Here is a 17,627-nt window from a genome sequence, read left to right as displayed (position 1 = left end):
GCCTTCAGTCCGCATACGGGGCGAAAGGCTGCGCCGCCGCCTCGGCCGATTGCTCGATCTCGATCATGCGCACCAGGTCGATCAGGTTGAAGCGCCCGTCGTGGTGCCAGCCGGCCTCGGGCATGCTCATCGAACCGATGGCACTGATGCGCGTGACGCCGGCCGCGCCCAGCAGGCCGGCCAGCCGGTACAGCTCCTCGGGCGAAGCCGCGATACCGGCCGTCTGCAGGAACGTACGCTGGGCTGCGACCACCGGCACCACCTCATCGAGCCGATCCACGCCGACCACGCTTATCGTGCGGTACAGCGCAGTCGGCGCCAGCGCTTGCAGGCTGTCGCCGTAGGCCACGCTCCAGGGCGCATCCACAGGCCCGATCAGCACCTGATCGCCGCTGCCCCACTCCACGGCCTGCTGCCATCTGGCAACGGCAGCGCCCTCCTCCAGCTCCAGCGGCCGACGCGCAAAGCGCCGCTGCAGATTGGCCAGCTCGGCCGCGAGGTAGTCGGCGAAGGCGCGCGGCGGCACCGGCGCGCCGCGCTCCACGTAGAACACATGGGGCGAATAGCAGCCCTGCTGGTCGTAGCGCATCACGTCCCAGGCCGCCAGCCGCGCGATCGCGGGCGCCTTGAGCGTATCGAGCGCCGCTGCGCCGACCAGGCCGAAGCCCAGCTTGTGGCCGTGCGGCAGAAAGCGCGCGGTCACCGGCAGGCGTTGGCGCAGCGCAACCAGCGTGTCGTTGCCGCCATAGGCCAGCACCGTATCGGCCTGTGCATAGAGCGCGGCCGCACCCTCGGCGCCCAGGCTGGCATCGCCGCCCGCCCCGCTCCACCAGACGACGGCCAGGCATTCCGCCAGCGGCGGATGAACCTCGGCCAGCAGCCGCGCGAACCAGCCGGCGAACAGCGGTTCGGCACTGGCCAGCTTGCCGATGCTCGGGGCCTTGACCAGCAGGCCGCAGACCAGGCTCCACAGCGACAGCGCAGGTACGTTGCCGGCCCAGACATGCAGCAGCAGATCGGGGCCGAAGGCGCGCACCGCGCCGCCCTTGGCTGCGGGCTGGAAACCGTCGAGCACGGCGGGGTTGGCAAAGTCCTCGGCCACGAAGCGGCGCAGCTGCGCGGCGCGGAAGGTCTTGAAGAAACCCGTCAGCCCCAGCCTCACCATGTCCGCGTCGTAGCCGCTGACCACCGGCAGCCAGGCCTCGGCCTCGCGGCGGAAAGGATCGCTGCGGTCGAGCAGGCGGGCAATGACACGGTCGATCGCGTCGATGATCTCGGCCATCGGCATCGCGCGCAGATGGCGGTCCGCAGCCTCGCGCACCCGCTGCGCCAGCGCCTGCATCTGTGCGGCCGTCAGCACCGGTACGGATACTTCGAGCCTCAGGCCCTCAGGTTCGGCACCATGCTCGAAAGGCAGCACATGCCACCGCACCTCGTCGTCGCGCAGCCCGGGTAGCCAGCCCGCCGTGATCCGTTCGACCTTCATGCAGCCGCAGCCTTGACGAATTCCTCGACCGCCAGCGAGCAGCCCTTGGCCGCCGCGCCCTCGGCCCGCCCCAGCAGCAGAAAACCGCCCTCGGCCCACAGGCCCACGTCCTCGGTCAGGATGGTGGTGACCGAGTTGTAGTTGGCCAGATCGCAGTGCACGAGAATGCCGCGCTCGCCAGGCGCCACGCTGCGGCCCGTGACCGGCTCGACCAGGCGCGAACGGATCCAGTGCGGCCCCGACTTGACCGAGGGCAGCACGGCATTGCCGTCGTCGTAGAACTGCGTGCTCAGCTCCGTCATGCCGTACATGTTGATGCAGTGCGTGCGCGGCACGCCCAGCAGCTCTTCCAGGCCGGCGTAGAAATCCTCCAGCGGCAGCTCGCGCGACTGGCCCTTGTAGCCGCCGGTATCGAGGATGCGGCTGCCCGCCGGCAGGCGGAAGCTGCGCCCTTCGGCACGCAGCGCATCCATCACATGCACCAGGCTGAAGCTGGCGCCCAGCAGCGCATAGGGCTGGCCCGTCCGCTCGGCCTGCTCCAGCGCGGCGCACAGCCCGGGCAGATCCAGGCCCTCGGGCGTCAGGAAATAGCGGCTGTCCGCGGTGCCGAACCCGGATTTCGCCAGCGCCAGGTAATGCGCGAGCGACGAATTGGGCATCGCCTGCTCGTCGGGGAACAGGATGCCCATGGCCATGCGCCCTGCCCCGCCCATGAAGCGCCGCGCAAAGTTGCGCGTCATCGACAGATCATAGACGTCGAGCCTGGGATGAAAATGCCGCCCGCGCGCCGCGCGGCCGGTGGTGCCGCTGGTCATGAACACGCGCTCGCCGGGCGAGGCCGGTTCGCTGCGCAGCTCCATGGCCTTGAACGCATCGATCGGAACGGCCGGGATGTCGCTCCAGGTCTTCACCTTGCGCAGCGTGGCGCCGCGCCGCTGGCAGAAGCTGCGGAACGGCGCGTTGGATTCGTACTGGTAGGCGAACAGCCGCAGCGCGAGTTGATCGAACTGCTCATCGGTGCAGCCATCCATCGCGATGAAAGCGAGCAGATCTGCAAGCAGCGGAGCGGCCTTGTCCATGGAGTTTCCTTCGAGAGCGGGGACGTGATGCTCCGAAGGGCCCCGAGCGCGCCGTATCAATGCACGGCCATGTCAGGGTCAAGCTCTTCTTCCGCCGGCATGATCCGGTTCAAGTTCTCGGGTATGGATCTCAGCACTGGCGCGCACCCCGGAGCGGAAGCCATGTTACCGCATGGTGCTGGCTGCATGCAGTACAAAAACTGCGCAACATCGCAGGAGCTGCGAATTGCCGCCTCCGCCCCACACCTCCGTCAGCGCAACCACTTCTGCGCGGCCTGATCCAGCCCGCCGCGGCTCTCGACCTGATCCCAGACGAACTCCATCACCTGCGAATAATCCGCATCATCCGTGGGCAGCATGAAGCCCAGCGTGCTCGGCGGCGTCAGCGGCCGTTCGATGAAGGCCGCATGCAGGCGCGGATCGCGCCTTGGCATAGTGCATCGCCTCGTAGGTCTCGGTGATCATCACGTCACCTTTCCCCTCGGCGATCAGCCCGGGGAGCCGATGCCGTCCGATGTTTTGCGGAAGGAAGCCGTCAAAATCCACTAGCGTGAGTTTCCCCCCGCATGAGCCTGCCCCGGCCTTGACCAGCATGTCCGAGAGATATCCGCCGATCATGCCGCAATCCACAAGTGCGATTCGCTTTCCTGCCAGCGTTTTCGACTTGGGGATGTTGCGCTGAGCCAGATACCGGTCATCAATCCGGATCACCGAGACGGGCATCACCTTCAACCGCCCAAGCGCTTCAGCGATCAGCTTCGCATCTTCGGCATAGTCGTGCACCGGCAGCCAAGCCAGATCAATGTCCACCGACAGACGCGGCATATCGTGCTCAAACAGGTTGATGGCCGTGCCGCCCTTGAGTGCAAAGCCCGGCTCCGAGGCCAACACCGGCAGGATCTCGACCAGCAGCCGCACCCTGTCCGTGTAGCGCCGATCCCAATGGTCAAGCCAGGTGCTCATCGAGGTCTCCCGGCAAGGTGATCTGGTAGGTCGGATGCAGGCGTCCGCCGCGCAGATGTGCAACGCCACGAAAATGTCCAGTGCCTGCCGCGACAGATAGACCACGTGCGGGATTGCGCCCCTTCATGCGCGGCTTCGGAATCGTCCAGGTCGCGTGCTCGAAGTCGGTCTCGCTCCAGGTGGCCTCGATCAGTTCGCTCTTGCGCACCAGGGTCAGCAGGACCATGCGCAGCGCCAGGCGGATCGTCGGGTAGGTCGCGATGAACTCTAACTGGTGGAACGCCAGCCGAATCTCGGTCGGCGACAGCGCCCGGTCTTTCGGCACGAAGGTGGCGATCGAGGCCGCCGCCACGTCGTTGGCCGGGTTGTCCACCCTCTCCCCATGCAGGATGGAGAAGGCATAGACCTGCTTCACGATGTCGCGGACATGCACCGCAGTGGCAGGCGCCCCGCGCGCCTTCACCTTGTTGCACAAGGCCCGCAGGTCATCAGCGGTTATTTCGTTGAGCAGCCGGCTCCTGAACACCGGCAGGATGTCGCGGTCGACGACGTGCTTGCGCATCGCGCGCGTGCTGTCGGCCATCTTGGCGTCCGCCAGCCACTTGAGCGCCACATCGCCGAAGTTCTTGGCTGCGGTGAGCCAGCGCTTCTCACACTGCTTCTCCAGTGCCGGGGAACGGCCTGCAGCGACAGCCTTCTTGGCGTCGAGCAGCTTTTCGCGGGCCAGCGCCAGGGAGATGCCGCCAGGGCCATAGCGACCGATGGTCAGCGTCTCACGGCGCCCGTTGAGACGGTAATCGTAGCGGAAGGTGACGGTGCCGGCGGGCGATACCGTCACGTACATCCAATCCCGGTTTTAATCCTTATAAATAAATGACTTATGATTCATGTTGCGCAGGGCTGTGTCGGTAAGCATCGAGGTTTTTCCTCCTGTTCGTGACGGCTTTTACCGTCAGGGGCCAGGAGACCCGTCGATGCCCGGAAAGCCGCATGAAACAAGCTTTCCAAGGGAGCGTTTTACCGTCAAAGACCGGTTTGATCTCAATAGTAAACGGGAGGGTCTTAATCCGACCTCCGGTTCTTACCGTCAATCCGTTTTGCTGGCCGGCGATAGCCTCCGATAGCTGACGTGACGTATTCTATTATAAATCAATACGTTAAGTCAGTTTTTCCGATAGCTGGCGATAGTCCTCGAAGGACCTAAATTCACTCCCACTCGATCGTCGCCGGCGGCTTCCCGCTGATGTCGTACACCACCCTATTGATCCCCCGCACTTCATTGATGATGCGGTTGCTGACCTTGCCCAGCAGGCTATGCGGCAGTTCCGCCCAGTGCGCGGTCATGAAATCCTGCGTCTGCACGGCACGCAGCGCGACGACGTATTCGTAGGTGCGGCCGTCGCCCATGACGCCGACGCTCTTGACCGGCAGGAAGACGGCGAAGGCCTGGCTGGTCTTGTCGTACCAGTCGGCGGCGCGTAGTTCGTCGATGAAGATGGCATCGGCGCGGCGCAGCAGGTCGGCGTATTCCTGCTTGACTTCGCCGAGGATGCGCACGCCCAAGCCGGGGCCGGGGAAAGGATGGCGGTAGACCATGTCGTGCGGCAGGCCGAGGGCGACGCCGAGTTCGCGGACTTCGTCCTTGAACAGCTCGCGCAGCGGTTCGAGCAGCTTCAGGCCGAGGGTTTCGGGCAGGCCGCCGACGTTGTGGTGGCTCTTGATGGTGTGCGCCTTCTTGTTCTTGGCGCCGCCGGATTCGATCACATCGGGGTAGATGGTGCCCTGCGCCAGCCACTTCGCATTCGGCAGTTTCTTCGCTTCGGCCTGGAAGACTTCGACGAACTCGCGGCCGATGATCTTGCGCTTCTGCTCGGGGTCGGTGACGCCCTTCAGGTGGCCCATGAACTGTTCGGTGGCATCGACGTGCACGACCTTGGCGTGCAGGCGGCCGGCGAACATTTCCATGACCAGCTTGCCTTCGTTGAGGCGCAGCAGGCCGTGGTCGACGAACACGCAAGTGAGCTGGTCGCCGATGGCGCGGTGGATCAGCGCCGCCGCCACCGAGGAGTCGACGCCGCCCGACAGGCCGAGGATGACCTCCTCGTCGCCGACCTGTTCGCGGATCTTCTGCACCGCTTCTGCGATGTAGTCCGGCATGTTCCAGTCGTGGCCGCAGCCGCAGATATCGTGCACGAAGCGGGCGATCATTTCCTTGCCCTTGATCGTGTGCGTGACTTCGGGGTGGAACTGCACGCCGTAGAAGCCGCGCGCTTCGTCCGCCATCGCCGCGATCGGGGTGGAGTCGTTGCTGCCGATGACCTTGAAGCCCGGCGGCAGCTCGGTGACCTTGTCGCCGTGGCTCATCCAGACGTCGAGCAGGCCGTGGCCTTCGTCGTTGGTCCGGTCCTCGATGCCTGCGAACAGCTTCGAGTGGCCGCGCGCGCGCATCTCGGCATAGCCGAACTCGCGATGGCTCGAACTCTCGACCTTGCCGCCGAGCTGGCTGGCCATGGTCTGCATGCCGTAGCAGATGCCGAGCACCGGCACGCCGAGCTCGAACACCGCCTGCGGCGCGCGCCAGTCCTCGGCTTCGTACACCGAATTGGGGCCGCCGGACAGGATCACGCCGTGGGCGCCGAAGTTGCGCACGAAGTCGTCCGACACGTCGAAGGGATGAAGCTCACAGTACACCTGCTGCTCGCGCACGCGGCGGGCGATGAGCTGGGAGACCTGGGAGCCGAAGTCGAGGATGAGGATTTTCTGGTGGGCCATGGCGCGGAAAATGTCGAACGGCGGAAAAAGGAAAGGCGGCCTGTCGGCCGCCTGGGATATTTGAAACGGATCGATCAGCTGATCTGGTAGTTCGGCGCTTCCTTGGTGATCTGCACGTCGTGGACGTGGGATTCGCGCATGCCGGCCGAACTGATCTGCACGAACTGGGCGCGCTCGTGCATGGCCGGGATGTCGGCGCAGCCGAGATAGCCCATCGAGGCGCGCAGGCCGCCGATCAACTGGTGGATGACTGCGCCGACCGAGCCCTTGTAGGGCACGCGGCCTTCGATGCCTTCGGGCACCAGCTTGTCGATGTTGCCGGAGTTCTCGTCCTGGAAGTAGCGGTCGGCCGCGCCCTTCTCCATCGCGCCGAGCGAACCCATGCCGCGATAGGACTTGTACGAACGGCCCTGGAACAGCACCGTTTCGCCCGGCGCCTCTTCGGTGCCGGCGAACAGGCCGCCCAGCATCACGACGTTGGCGCCGGCGGCGATCGCCTTGGCGATGTCGCCCGAGAAGCGGATGCCGCCGTCGGCGATCATCGGCACGCCGGTACCGGCCAGCGCGTTGGCGACGTTGTCGACCGCGGTGATCTGCGGCACGCCGACGCCGGCGACGATGCGGGTGGTGCAGATCGAGCCGGGGCCGATGCCGACCTTGACGCCGTCCGCACCGGCATCGACCAGCGCCCGCGCCGCATCGGCGGTGGCGATGTTGCCGCCGACGACTTCGATGTGCGGGAAGGTCTTCTTGACCCAATTGACGCGGTCGAGCACGCCTTGCGAGTGGCCGTGGGCGGTATCGACGACGATCATGTCCACGCCGGCCTCGGCCAGGCGCTCGGCACGTTCTTCGGTACCCGCACCGACGCCGATCGCCGCGGCGACGCGCAGGCGGCCCTGCTCGTCCTTGGCCGCAAACGGGTGCTCGGTGGACTTCATCATGTCCTTGACCGTGATGAGGCCGCACAGCTCGCCGGCGTCGTTCAGCACCAGCACGCGCTCGAGGCGGTGCACACGCAGCAGTTCGCGTGCTTCTTCCAGGCTGGCGCCTTCGCGCACGGTGACCAGGCGGTCCTGCGGAGTCATGATCTTCGACACGAGCTGGTCGAGATTGGTCTCGAAGCGGGTGTCGCGGTTGGTGACGATGCCGACGACCTTGCCGCCCTCGACGACCGGCACGCCGGAAAAACGATTCTGCCGCTGCAGCGCGACCACCTCGCCGACCGTCATCGTCGGCGGAATGGTGATCGGATCCTTCAGAATGCCGGACTCGTGGCGCTTGACCTTATGCACTTCCGCCGCCTGCTCGGCCGGCGTGAGGTTCTTGTGCACGACGCCGATACCGCCTTCCTGCGCGAGCGCGATCGCCAGGCGGCTTTCGGTGACGGTATCCATGGCGGCGGACACGAGCGGGATATTGAGACGGATGCGCCGGGTGATCTGGCTCTGCAGACTCACATCGCGCGGGAGAACCGTGGAGTGGGCGGGAACTAGAAGGACGTCATCGAACGTCAGCGCCTTCTGAATCACTCGCATGGCTTTTATCCTTTCGACCAAATCCGTATTATACAGAGGCCCCTCGCAGCATGTAAGCCATGCCTTCCGGAGTCCTTGAATGATTCGTCCCGCATTTCTCGTTCTCGCCGTGCTGACCGCGCTGCCCGCAGCCGCGGAAATCTACAGCTGGAAGGACAAGGAGGGGCGGACACATTATTCGGACATCCCTCCTCCCAGTGGCCAGGTCAAGACCCTGCGCGGCGCCCCGCCCCCTGCCCCCGCTCCGCAGGCCGAAGACGGGGAAACGGGGCAACCCGCGGCCGGACAACAGGCCACCGACGCAGACGCTGCCTTCCGTCAGCGCCGTGCAGCAGAGGCGGAGGCCGCCGCCAAGGTGGCACAAGGCACAGCCGACGAGGCCGAACGCCAGCGCTTCTGTACTGACGCGCGCAATCAGTTGGGCGCACTCGATTCAGGACAACGGATCGCACGCATGAATGCCGCTGGCGAGCGCGAGTTCATCGATGACGCCACCCGTGCGGCCGAGTCGGAACGCCTGCGTCAGCAGATCGAACAGCACTGCAGCTGAAGAAAAAAGCCGCGGAGTGCCGGCGCCCGGCGCAGCAACGCCTGGCGCGCAACCTCCCGATGATTCAGGAGGCTGCGATTTCGGACTTTTCTTCCGCCGGACCGCCGCCCTTCGTCATCACCTTGCCTTCTTCCGCCCGTTTCTTGCGTACCGCCTTGGGGTCGGCAACCAGGGGCCGGTAGATCTCGACCCGGTCACGGTCGCGCAGCACCGTGTCGGCTTTGGCGAGCTTGCCGAAGATGCCGAGCTTGTTGCGCTTGTCCAGTTCGATGTCGGGATACTTCAGCAGCACGCCCGAAGCCTCCACCGCATTGCGCACGGTGGCACCTTCTTCCAGCCGCAGCTCGATCAGCTCCTGCTGCTGCGGCAGGGCGTAGGCCACTTCGACGCGGATCGTCGCCATGCTCAGGCCCGCGGATAGACCTGGGCCGCGCGCTTCACGAAGGAATCGACGAAGGTATTGGCGATGTGGTTGAAGACCGGCCCCAGCACCTTCTCCAGCAGCTTGCTGGAAAACTGGTAGCGCAGGCTGAATTCGACCTTGCACGCGGTATCGCCGAGCGGCGTGAAGCGCCATTGCCCGTCCAGGTGGGTGAAGGGGCCGTCGGTCAGGCGCAGGTCCATTTCGGTCGGCCAGCGCTTGGTGTTCTCGGTGCTGAAATGCGCCTTGATGCCGTGGTAGTTGATGTGCAGCGTCGCCGCGGTGACGGTGTCGGTGCGCTGATGCACGTCTGCACCGCCGCACCAGGGCAGGAACTGCGGGTAGTCTTCGCACCGGTCGACGAGTTCGAACATCTGCGCGGGCGTGAATTCGATCAGAACGAGCTTCTTGACGTCGGCCATGAACAACCTGGAGCGGGGCACGGTGCGAAACGGGCAGCGCCGTGCTGTTAAAATGCGCGATTCTACCGCATGCGGACCAGCCCGTTGGCCGCGCACCGCATCGGCGCGACGCCGCCCAAGGATCATCGAGCAATGAGCATCATCGAAAACCGCAAGGCCTTCCACGATTTCTTCATCGAAGAAAAGCACGAGGCCGGCATCGTCCTCGAAGGCTGGGAAGTCAAGGCGATCCGGGCCGGGCGGGCGAACATCAAGGAATCCTACGTCATCATCCGCAACGAGGAGATCTTCCTGTTCGGCATGCACATCGCGCCGCTCACCACCGCGTCGAGCCACGTCCGCCACGACCCGGTGCGCACCCGCAAGCTGCTGCTGCACAAGAAGGAGATCGCCCGCCTGATCGGCAAGGTCGAGCGCGCCGGCTTCGCCCTGGTGCCGCTCGACCTGCACTACGTCAAGGGCCGCATCAAGCTCGAAATCGGCCTCGCCAAGGGCAAGAAGCTGCACGACAAGCGCGAGGACGAAAAGAAGAAGGACTGGGACCGCGAGAAGCAGCGCCTGATGCGCACGCAGATGTGAGCCTCGGGGTCAGCCCGCCTCAGGAGCTGCACGACAGCATCGAGCATCCCGCCTTGTGGCGCGCCCAGTCCGGCCGGCGCTCAGCATAGGCCTCCCGCCCCGGCTGCTCCACATACGGCCGGCGCAGCACATCGAGCAGTTCCGCGATACCGCTCGCATCACCCTGCTCCGCCCGGTCGATGACCTGCTGTGCCAGATAGTTGCGCGGCACGTAGAGCGGATTGACCGCATCCATGCGCGCCTTGCGCAACGCCGGCGGCACACCTTCCTCGCGCAGCCGTGCCGCGTAGCGCTCGAGCCAGGCCTGGAATGCCTCGGCCACACCGGCCCGGCGTTCTTCGCTGTAGGACACGTCTCCGAACAATTCGCCGGTATGCGCCCGATCGGGACGCTCCGCATCCAGCCCGGCCAGGCGCCGGAAGAAAAGCGTCATGTCCATCTCGCCAGCCTGCAGGATGCGATGGAGTTCCGCCACCAGCGCCCCGTCTTCGCCTTCCTCCCCGCCCTTCCCTTCGCGCCAGGTTTCGAGACCGAGCTTCTGCTGCGTCATGCGGGAGTTCTCTGCCTCGTGGACGTCGGCATACATCGCCAGCGCCCGCTCCAGCGGCTCGACCTGCTGGATCACCGGATATACCGCATTCGCCAGCTGCCACAGGTTCCACTGGGCGATGCGCGGCTGATGGCCGAAACGGTAGCGCCGCCCGCCGGCGTCGGTGGTATTGGGCGTCCAGTCGGGATCGAAGTCGTCGATCCAGCCGTAGGGGCCGTAGTCGATCGTCAGCCCCAGGATGGACATGTTGTCGGTGTTCATCACGCCATGGACGAAACCGACCCGCATCCAGTGCGCCATCAGCACCGCCGTGCGCCGGCACACTTCCTCGAACCAGCGCAGCCGGCGCTCCGCCGGATCGGGTTCGGCCGCGGCCAGTTCGGGAAAATCACGGTCGATGGTGAAATCGATCAACTGCCGCAGCACTTCTTCCTCGCCGCGCGAGGCAAAGATCTCGAAATTGCCGAAGCGGATGAAGGACGGCGCCACCCGGCACACCACCGCACCCGGCTCGGGGCGCGGATGGCCGTCGTAGAACATGTCGCGCACGACCTGCTCGCCGGTCGCCACCAAGCTCAAGGCGCGCGTCGTCGGCACCCCCAGGTGGTGCATCGCCTCGCTGCAGATGAACTCGCGGATCGACGAGCGCAGCACCGCCCGCCCGTCCGCCCGGCGCGAATACGGCGTCGGCCCTGCCCCCTTCAGTTGCAGTTCCCAGCGCTGCCCCTGCGGGCTGATCGACTCGCCCAGCGTGATCGCCCTGCCGTCGCCCAACTGCCCCGCCCAGTTGCCGAACTGATGGCCGCCGTAACAGGCCGCGTACGGCTCCATGCCCGGCAGCAAAACATTGCCGCCGAAGATTTCGGCAAAAGCAGGACCGCGCACGTCCGCCTCGTTCAGCCCGAGCAGCTCCGCCACCTCCGGCGCCCAGGCCAGCAGCCGCGGCGCCCGCACCGGCGTCGGCTCCACCCGCGAGTAGCAGGCGCCATGCACCTGCCGCACATGCCGACCATCCACGGGATCACCCGGCAGTTCGTGCACGAAGCGATTGTCGAAACGAAGTTCTCGCATGAGGCCATCCATCCAAGGGTTTTTCAGATCAGCAGGCCAGCACCGACGCTGACCGGAGTGCGGGGTATTCCTGAAGTGGGCGAGGACTGTCCGAGCCCGCAGGGTGAGTTCCGCAGCCCACGGAAGGAATACCCCGCGCTCCGGTCAAACAGGGCACCTACCGTTCATAACAACTCCGACATCCGCGCGGGATATTCGCTCCAGCTGAGACAGAACTCGCCCTCCGGGCTCGGACAGTCCTCGCAGTTTCCGCGAATACCCCGCACGGCTGTCAGCGCCGTTCGTTCCCGCAGGCTGCCAAAAACGAAATATCACCCACGCCGCGGATCGAACGCATCCCGCACCACGTCCGCAAACAGGTTCGCCGCCAGCACCAGCACGAACATGAACACGAACGCCGCCGCCAGCGACCACCACACCATCGGCTCGCGCGCCAGCTCGGCCCGCGCCAGGTTGATCATGGTGCCGAAGCTGATCGTCGTCGGATCGACGCCGATGCCGACGTAGGACAGCACCGCCTCCGCCAGCACCAGCCCGGAAAAATCCATCACCAGCGAAATCAGCACGATGTGCATCACGTTCGGCAGGATGTGGCGGCGCAGGATCGCCGCCGTGCCGACACCGAAAGCCCTCGCCGCCTGAACGTACTCCAGCTCGCGCAGCTTCAGCGTCTCGCCGCGCAGCAGGCGCGCCAGCCCGGTCCAGCTCGTGATGCCGAGGATGAAGCACAGCGCCAGCAGGCGCGCATCCGAACGCTCGGCCGCGGTGTCGAACCACTGCGGATGGGTGTCGATGACCACCTGCATCATCAGCACCGCCGCCGCGATCAGCAGCACGCCGGGAATCGCGTTCAGCACGGTATACACATACTGCACCGCGTCATCCACCCAGCCGCCGAGATAGCCCGCGGCAATGCCCAGCGCCACCGCGAAAGGCATCATCACCAGCGTCGTGATCGTGCCGATCACCAGCGCGGTGCGCACGCTCTTCAAGGACAGATAAAGCACGTCCTGGCCGACCTTGTCGGTGCCCAGCACGTGGTACAGCGGAGTCAGTTCGAGGCACACACCGACGATCAGCAGGATGACCGCCAGCGTCACCAGCGCCGCCCGCCAGGCCAGCACGGTGTGGCCGGTCAGCATCGCCAGCGCCACCTGCCCCCAGCCCAGGCCGCTGCCCTGCCACACGATGGTGGCGAGCACGACGAAGCACAGCAGCCAGGCCGCCGCCGCCAGCCCGGCGCCGCTGGCGACACGCGCCGCGACGTCGGCGGCGCGTTCGCCCTCCGGCTCCTGCAGGTGGGCCGCACCATGCACCAGGCGCGGATAGTCGCGCACCTGGCGGCCGTCCGGCAGTTCCATCGCCTCGCGCTGGTAGAGCTGCCAGGCGAAAGGCGCGGAATAGGTTTTCTCGGTCTGCGCGCGCAGGGGTTCCAGCAAAGCATCCAGTACCGACAGCACTTCGGTGGAATACACCGGCCCAGGCTGCCCGCCTGCTGCGGCAGATTCGGCTCCCGTCGCGACTTCGGCAGCGTCTGCGGCCTTGGTGTCGTTCCCGGCCTCGGTTCGGGCAGCCGATGCCTCGGCCTGCGCCGCCGGCAGCAGCGGCCGGTAGTGCAGGCTGTCGAGCACTCCGACCAAGACGAAGGCGAGCAGCACCATCGCCGCCGCCATGCCGGTCGGGCGCTTGCCGACCTTGCGCCAGGCCGCGCGCAGCGGCTCGTCGCCGCGCACGTGGACGATCGCGAGCAGCGCCACCGCCAGCAGCACGAACAGCAGCAGGTCGGTCCATAACAACACGGGCTGGAAGCTCATCGGCGCGCTCATTCCAGCCTCACCCGCGGATCGACCAGCGTGTAGGAGATGTCGGTCAGGATCAGGCCGATGATGTAGAGCACCGAGCCGATGAACACCATCGCCCTGACCACGGCGAAGTCCTGCGCATTGATCGCATCGATGGTGTAGCTGCCAAGGCCCGGAATGGCGAAGAAGGATTCCACCAGCAGGCTGCCCATGAACAGCAGCGGAATCACCACCACCACGCCGGTCAGGATCGGGATCAGCGCGTTGCGCAGCACGTGGCGGAACAGCACCGCCAGTTCGGACAGGCCCTTGGCGCGCGCGGTGCGCACGTAGTCCCTGGAAATCTCCTCGAGGAAGATCGTCCGGTACCAACGCACCGAGGAGCCGATGCCGGCCAGCACGCTGATCAGCACCGGCAGCATCAGGAAACGCGTCGCATCCAGCCCCGGCGCGTAGCCGGAGATCGGCACCAGCGCCCACAGCTTGGACACCAGCCACTGGCCGCCGATGATGTAGAACAGGCTGGAGATCGACATCATCGCCACGCAGATCACCACGCCCCAGAAATCCAGGTAGGTGGCGCGGAAGAACACCAGCAGCAGCGCCAGGCTGATCGACGCGAACAAACTCAGTACGAAGGTCGGCAGCGCGATCGCCAGCGACGGCCCCATGCGGTCGCGGATCTCCTGGCCGATGTCGCGGCCGTCGTCGGCACGGCCGAATTCGAGCGCGAACATCCGCAGCGACTTGTCGAAGAAGATCGTATCGGTGAAGCGCGCGCTGCCTTCGGCATCGGCATTGACGAACATCGGCTTGTCGTAGCCCCGGTCGGCCTTCCAGCGCTCGATCGCCTCCGGTGTGGCACGTTTGACGCCGATGTGCATGCGCGCCATGTCGTCCGGCGAATTGACGACGAAGAACAGCACGAAGGTCAGCAAGTTGACACCGATCAGGATCGGGATCGCGTAGAGCGCGCGGCGGACGAGATAGGCCAGCATCAGCGCTTCTCCCCCGTCTTGTCCGGCACCGCGGTGGCGACTTCGCGCCGGCGCCAGTGCAGCACCGCCGGCGAGACCATCGCCAGCAGCAGCAGCGCCACCAGCGCCAGCGGCCACAGCACCGGTTCGTTCCATTCCGCCCTGGCGGCGGCGCGGCGCTCGATATCGAGCCTCAGGTACTTGATGTTGTCGCGCACCATCGCACCGGTCTTGCGGTTGCTCACCCAGCCATGCTGCAGCGAATAGGTCTTGGGATGGAAGGCGAACACCCAGGGCGCGTCGTGCTGCAGCATCGCCACCATGCGGTCGATCACCTGCTGCCGCGCAGGGCCGTCGGGCATCGCCTTCATGCGCTCGAACAAGGCGTCGTATTCAGGGTTCTCGTAGTTGGCCGCATTCTGGCCGCTGAATTTCACCTTGCCCTGCGGGCCATGCAGCAGGAACAGCAGGTTCTCCGGGTCGGGGTAATCCGCATTCCAGGCAAGGAAGAAGAGCTGGGCATTGCCTTGCCTGATCTTGTCCTGGAAGCGGTTCCAGTCGGTCGGACGGACGACGAACTGCACGCCCAGCGAGCGGAACTGCTTGGCCAGCCAGTCCGAACGCGTCTTGTCGCCCAGGCCGCCCGGCGTGGTGTCGAGGTTCACCACCAGCGGTTCGCCGGTGCGCGCATTGCGGCCGTTCGGCCAGCCCGCTTCGGCCAGCAGGCGGCGGGCTTCGTCCAGGCTGCGCCGCACCGGCCTGCCGTTCTCGTCGTCGCCCTGCCATTCATAAACGACCGGGTTGATGCCTTCGCGGCCTTCGCGCGCACCGAAGATGCCAGGCGGAATCGGACTCATGCCCGGCAGGCCGCGGCCGTTGAGGAAGATCGAGACGAACTCCTCCATGTCGAGCGCGATCGAGATCGCCTGCCGCAGCTTGCGCGCCTGCTCGCGGCTCTCCCGCGATCCAGCCCCCTTCTCTTTCGCCCCGCCACCTGGGCCGGCCGCACCTGAGCCGGCCGCACCGACCAAGGGATCGAGCATGTTGAAGCCGAGGTAGAAGATCGACGGCGCCACCGAAGTCAGCAGGCTGATTCCTCTCGCTTCCATCTCGTCCGACAGCGCCACGTCGCCCTGGCTGGTCATCGTCACCGCCTGGTCGAAGTTGTCGGATGACACGCCCGAGGCGTCGTAATAGCCCTGCAGGAACTTGTTCCAGTACGGAATGCCTTCGCGTTCGCGCGAGAACACCACGCGGTCGATGAAAGGCATGGTCTTGCCGCAGTCGGCCAGCAGTCCCGCCTCTTCATCATCCGGCTCGCCTTCGCAGGGATAAGCCTCGCCGCGGAAATTCGGGTTGCGCGCCAGCACCATGCGCGCGTTCGGGTTGTTCTCGGCCAGCATGTAGGGGCCGGTGCCGACCGGCCACCAGTCCAGCGTCAGGTTGCGCTCGGCCATGCCGGGCTGGGCGAAAAAGCGGTCGACCTCCGGCGGCACCGGACTGAAGAAAGGCATCGTCAGCCAGTACATGAACTGCGGATAGGCGCCCTGCAGCGTGATGCGGTAGGTGTGGCGATCGACCATCTCGACGCCCGGCAGCTCGAAACGCTCCAGGTCCAGCGCACTGCCTCCCTGCTCCGCCGCGGCCTTCTGTGCAGCCACCAGCTGCTCATGCAGGGTTTTCAGGCCGGGAATGTACTCGGCCATCAGCTCGAAGATCGGTGAATGCAGGCCCGGATGGGCAAGCCGCTTGATCTGGTGCACATAGTCCGCCGCCAGCAGTTCCCGCGTGCCGGTCTCCCCGAAATCGCCCAGGCCGCGGACGCCGCGCAGATCGTCCGCCGTGAGGCCGAGATAGCGTGGCGTCCCATCCTCATTCAGGGCGAAGGCCGGGTGCGGCTGATAGAGGATGCCCTCCTTGATGCGGATCTCGACCACCGTGCGTGCCACCTTCGCTGCGTCCGCGGCGGCAGGCAATTCACGCCCGGCCTGATCGTAGCGCCGCACGCCAGGCATTTCCGCAGCAGTGGCAGGCTCCAGCACATATGGACGTTTCAGGTAGTGGTACTGCAGCGGAGGCTCGACGATCTGGTACAGGAAGGCAGCTTCGTCCTCGCTGTAGGACTGTACCGGATCGAGATGCTTGGGGCGCTCGGTGAAGGCGGTATAGAAGATGTTCCCGCCGCGTTCGGCGCCCGGATAAGGATCGTTCAGCCCTCCCGAGCAGCCCAGCAACACCAGCGCGCCAGCGGCCGCCATGCTCCGTGCGAAGGCATGGCGAAACAGGCGGAGCGGAATGGCGCACAAGGACGACCGCACGGAAGGAACCGGGAGACGGGGCACGGGCAGACGGTGAAATCAGGACAGCCGCGATTCTGGCAGGTTTTGCCGGCCATCGCAGCGCCCGGAGCCACTCCGGCCATCTGGCCCGGTTTCCACTGCTTCCATCACCTGCGCCAATGGCCCCATCCAAATTGCAAGGGCGACAGAACGCTGTCGCCATCAGGGTTTTCGCTATAATTGAACGCTTGTCATTCGGAGTGGGATCAATGGCTTTCCTTGCCGGCAAACGAATCCTGATCACCGGCCTGCTCAGCAACCGTTCGATTGCCTACGGCATTGCCAAGGCGATGCACCGGGAAGGGGCTGAACTCGCGTTTACCTACCAGAATGAACGTTTCCAGGAACGGGTCACCAAGATGGCGGCCGATTTCGGCAGCAGCCTGCTGTTCCCGCTCGACGTCCAGGACGATGCGCAGATCACCGGCCTGTTCGAACAGCTCGGCCTGCACTGGGACAGCCTCGACGGCCTGGTGCATTCCATTGCCTACGCGCCCAGCGACTGTCTCGAAGGCGATTTCCTCGACGGCCTGTCGCGCGAGGCCTTCCGCCTTTCGCAGGAAGTCAGCGCCTACAGTTTCCCGGCGCTGGCCAAGGCCGCCCGGCCGCTGATGAAGGGCCGCAACGGCGCGCTGCTGACGCTGTCCTATCTCGGCGCCGAGCGCACCATGCCCAACTACAACATCATGGGCCTGGCCAAGGCCAGCCTCGAAGCCTCGGTGCGCTACCTGGCCGTCACCCTCGGTCCGGAAGGCACCCGGGTCAATGCCGTGTCCGCCGGCCCGATCAAGACGCTGGCGGCCTCGGGCATCGGCAGCTTCGGCAAGCTGCTCGCCTTCAACGAGCACAACGCCCCGCTGCGCCGCAGCATCAGCATCGAAGAAGTCGGCAACGCCGCCGCCTTCCTCTGTTCGGACCTCGCCAGCGGCATCACTGGCGAGGTCATGTACGTTGACGGCGGCTTCAACATCACCGCGCTGGGCAATCCGGAACCGATGGCCTGAATCATCCTTGCCGGCTTCCAAAGCAGAAAGGCCCCGCGGGGCCTTTCTGCTTGATGGGCTCACGGCCCGGCGCC

The 17,627-nt window shown here is 65.7% G+C and carries 14 protein-coding genes, 1 pseudogene and 1 riboswitch; of the genes and pseudogenes, 3 read left to right on the top strand and 12 right to left on the bottom strand.

The window, feature by feature from the left end:
- Positions 1-4 precede the first annotated feature (4 nt).
- From QM748_RS04560 to guaB, 6 genes and pseudogenes are all read right to left on the bottom strand, one after another.
- Positions 5-1,486, bottom strand: a complete 1,482-nt coding sequence (locus QM748_RS04560; RefSeq protein WP_415245862.1) for an acyl-CoA reductase — start codon at positions 1,484-1,486, stop codon at positions 5-7.
- Entirely contained in the window at positions 1,483-2,565 is a 1,083-nt protein-coding gene (locus QM748_RS04555; RefSeq protein WP_415245861.1) for a hypothetical protein, read from the bottom strand. Before QM748_RS04555 ends, QM748_RS04560 begins: the two co-directional genes overlap by 4 nt.
- Positions 2,566-2,634: 69 nt before the next feature.
- Positions 2,635-2,726: riboswitch (TPP riboswitch) on the bottom strand.
- A gap of 181 nt (positions 2,727-2,907) precedes the next feature.
- On the bottom strand, positions 2,908-3,528 hold the full coding sequence (locus tag QM748_RS04550; RefSeq protein ID WP_415248016.1) for a nucleotidyl transferase AbiEii/AbiGii toxin family protein: 621 nt from the start codon (positions 3,526-3,528) through the stop codon (positions 2,908-2,910).
- A gap of 45 nt (positions 3,529-3,573) precedes the next feature.
- Positions 3,574-4,444 (bottom strand): annotated as a pseudogene (locus QM748_RS04545) (tyrosine-type recombinase/integrase); the annotation flags it as partial.
- A gap of 290 nt (positions 4,445-4,734) precedes the next feature.
- On the bottom strand, positions 4,735-6,300 hold the full coding sequence (gene guaA, locus QM748_RS04540) for a glutamine-hydrolyzing GMP synthase (protein WP_415245860.1): 1,566 nt from the start codon (positions 6,298-6,300) through the stop codon (positions 4,735-4,737).
- A 74-nt stretch (positions 6,301-6,374) separates the two neighbouring features.
- Entirely contained in the window at positions 6,375-7,838 is a 1,464-nt protein-coding gene (gene guaB / locus QM748_RS04535; protein ID WP_415245859.1) for an IMP dehydrogenase, read from the bottom strand.
- Between the two features lie 79 nt (positions 7,839-7,917).
- On the opposite strand from guaB, the gene QM748_RS04530 reads away from it, so the two are divergent.
- Positions 7,918-8,388, top strand: a complete 471-nt coding sequence (locus tag QM748_RS04530) for a DUF4124 domain-containing protein (RefSeq protein ID WP_415245858.1) — start codon at positions 7,918-7,920, stop codon at positions 8,386-8,388.
- A gap of 64 nt (positions 8,389-8,452) precedes the next feature.
- Here the strand turns inward: QM748_RS04530 and QM748_RS04525 are convergent, their stop codons facing one another.
- Entirely contained in the window at positions 8,453-8,791 is a 339-nt protein-coding gene (locus tag QM748_RS04525) for an RnfH family protein (protein WP_415245857.1), read from the bottom strand.
- A gap of 2 nt (positions 8,792-8,793) precedes the next feature.
- Positions 8,794-9,231 (bottom strand): type II toxin-antitoxin system RatA family toxin, encoded by a 438-nt coding sequence (locus tag QM748_RS04520; RefSeq protein WP_415245856.1) that lies wholly within the window; start codon positions 9,229-9,231, stop codon positions 8,794-8,796.
- Positions 9,232-9,300: 69 nt separating this feature from the next.
- Between QM748_RS04520 and smpB the strand changes: the two genes are divergently transcribed.
- Entirely contained in the window at positions 9,301-9,810 is a 510-nt protein-coding gene (gene smpB / locus QM748_RS04515; protein WP_341645007.1) for an SsrA-binding protein SmpB, read from the top strand.
- A 19-nt stretch (positions 9,811-9,829) separates the two neighbouring features.
- Here the strand turns inward: smpB and QM748_RS04510 are convergent, their stop codons facing one another.
- The 4 genes from QM748_RS04510 to QM748_RS04495 all read right to left on the bottom strand — a co-directional run bounded on the left by QM748_RS04510 (position 9,830) and on the right by QM748_RS04495 (position 16,468).
- Entirely contained in the window at positions 9,830-11,431 is a 1,602-nt protein-coding gene (locus QM748_RS04510) for a protein adenylyltransferase SelO (protein ID WP_415245855.1), read from the bottom strand.
- 311 nt (positions 11,432-11,742) lie between these two features.
- Complete coding sequence (locus tag QM748_RS04505; protein ID WP_415245854.1) at positions 11,743-13,245, bottom strand: ABC transporter permease; 1,503 nt, start codon at positions 13,243-13,245, stop codon at positions 11,743-11,745.
- 8 nt (positions 13,246-13,253) lie between these two features.
- On the bottom strand, positions 13,254-14,231 hold the full coding sequence (locus QM748_RS04500) for an ABC transporter permease (RefSeq protein WP_415245853.1): 978 nt from the start codon (positions 14,229-14,231) through the stop codon (positions 13,254-13,256).
- Positions 14,231-16,468: an ABC transporter substrate-binding protein gene (locus QM748_RS04495; RefSeq protein WP_415245852.1), complete on the bottom strand. Its 2,238-nt coding sequence runs from the start codon at positions 16,466-16,468 to the stop codon at positions 14,231-14,233. Before QM748_RS04495 ends, QM748_RS04500 begins: the two co-directional genes overlap by 1 nt.
- Before the next feature lie 290 nt (positions 16,469-16,758).
- On the opposite strand from QM748_RS04495, the gene QM748_RS04490 reads away from it, so the two are divergent.
- Positions 16,759-17,553 (top strand): enoyl-ACP reductase, encoded by a 795-nt coding sequence (locus QM748_RS04490; protein ID WP_415245851.1) that lies wholly within the window; start codon positions 16,759-16,761, stop codon positions 17,551-17,553.
- Positions 17,554-17,627 lie beyond the last annotated feature (74 nt).

Origin of the sequence: Thauera sp. (genome assembly GCF_047601425.1) — a bacterium.
Classification (GTDB): domain Bacteria; phylum Pseudomonadota; class Gammaproteobacteria; order Burkholderiales; family Rhodocyclaceae; genus Thauera.
This window is presented reverse-complemented; position numbering and strand designations above follow the sequence as displayed.

Excerpts from the sequence above, each read along its gene's own strand:
- QM748_RS04530 (WP_415245858.1), top strand. The coding sequence starts at position 7,918 with ATGATTCGTCCCGCATTTCTCGTTCTCGCCGTGCTGACCGCGCTGCCC.
- QM748_RS04510 (WP_415245855.1), bottom strand. The coding sequence starts at position 11,431 with ATGCGAGAACTTCGTTTCGACAATCGCTTCGTGCACGAACTGCCGGGT.
- QM748_RS04500 (WP_415245853.1), bottom strand. The coding sequence starts at position 14,231 with ATGCTGGCCTATCTCGTCCGCCGCGCGCTCTACGCGATCCCGATCCTG.
- QM748_RS04520 (WP_415245856.1), bottom strand. The coding sequence starts at position 9,231 with ATGGCCGACGTCAAGAAGCTCGTTCTGATCGAATTCACGCCCGCGCAG.
- QM748_RS04525 (WP_415245857.1), bottom strand. The coding sequence starts at position 8,791 with ATGGCGACGATCCGCGTCGAAGTGGCCTACGCCCTGCCGCAGCAGCAG.
- QM748_RS04505 (WP_415245854.1), bottom strand. The coding sequence starts at position 13,245 with ATGAGCTTCCAGCCCGTGTTGTTATGGACCGACCTGCTGCTGTTCGTG.
- QM748_RS04555 (WP_415245861.1), bottom strand. The coding sequence starts at position 2,565 with ATGGACAAGGCCGCTCCGCTGCTTGCAGATCTGCTCGCTTTCATCGCG.
- QM748_RS04490 (WP_415245851.1), top strand. The coding sequence starts at position 16,759 with ATGGCTTTCCTTGCCGGCAAACGAATCCTGATCACCGGCCTGCTCAGC.
- QM748_RS04550 (WP_415248016.1), bottom strand. The coding sequence starts at position 3,528 with ATGAGCACCTGGCTTGACCATTGGGATCGGCGCTACACGGACAGGGTG.
- QM748_RS04560 (WP_415245862.1), bottom strand. The coding sequence starts at position 1,486 with ATGAAGGTCGAACGGATCACGGCGGGCTGGCTACCCGGGCTGCGCGAC.
- guaB (WP_415245859.1), bottom strand. The coding sequence starts at position 7,838 with ATGCGAGTGATTCAGAAGGCGCTGACGTTCGATGACGTCCTTCTAGTT.
- QM748_RS04495 (WP_415245852.1), bottom strand. The coding sequence starts at position 16,468 with ATGGCGGCCGCTGGCGCGCTGGTGTTGCTGGGCTGCTCGGGAGGGCTG.
- smpB (WP_341645007.1), top strand. The coding sequence starts at position 9,301 with ATGCGGACCAGCCCGTTGGCCGCGCACCGCATCGGCGCGACGCCGCCC.
- guaA (WP_415245860.1), bottom strand. The coding sequence starts at position 6,300 with ATGGCCCACCAGAAAATCCTCATCCTCGACTTCGGCTCCCAGGTCTCC.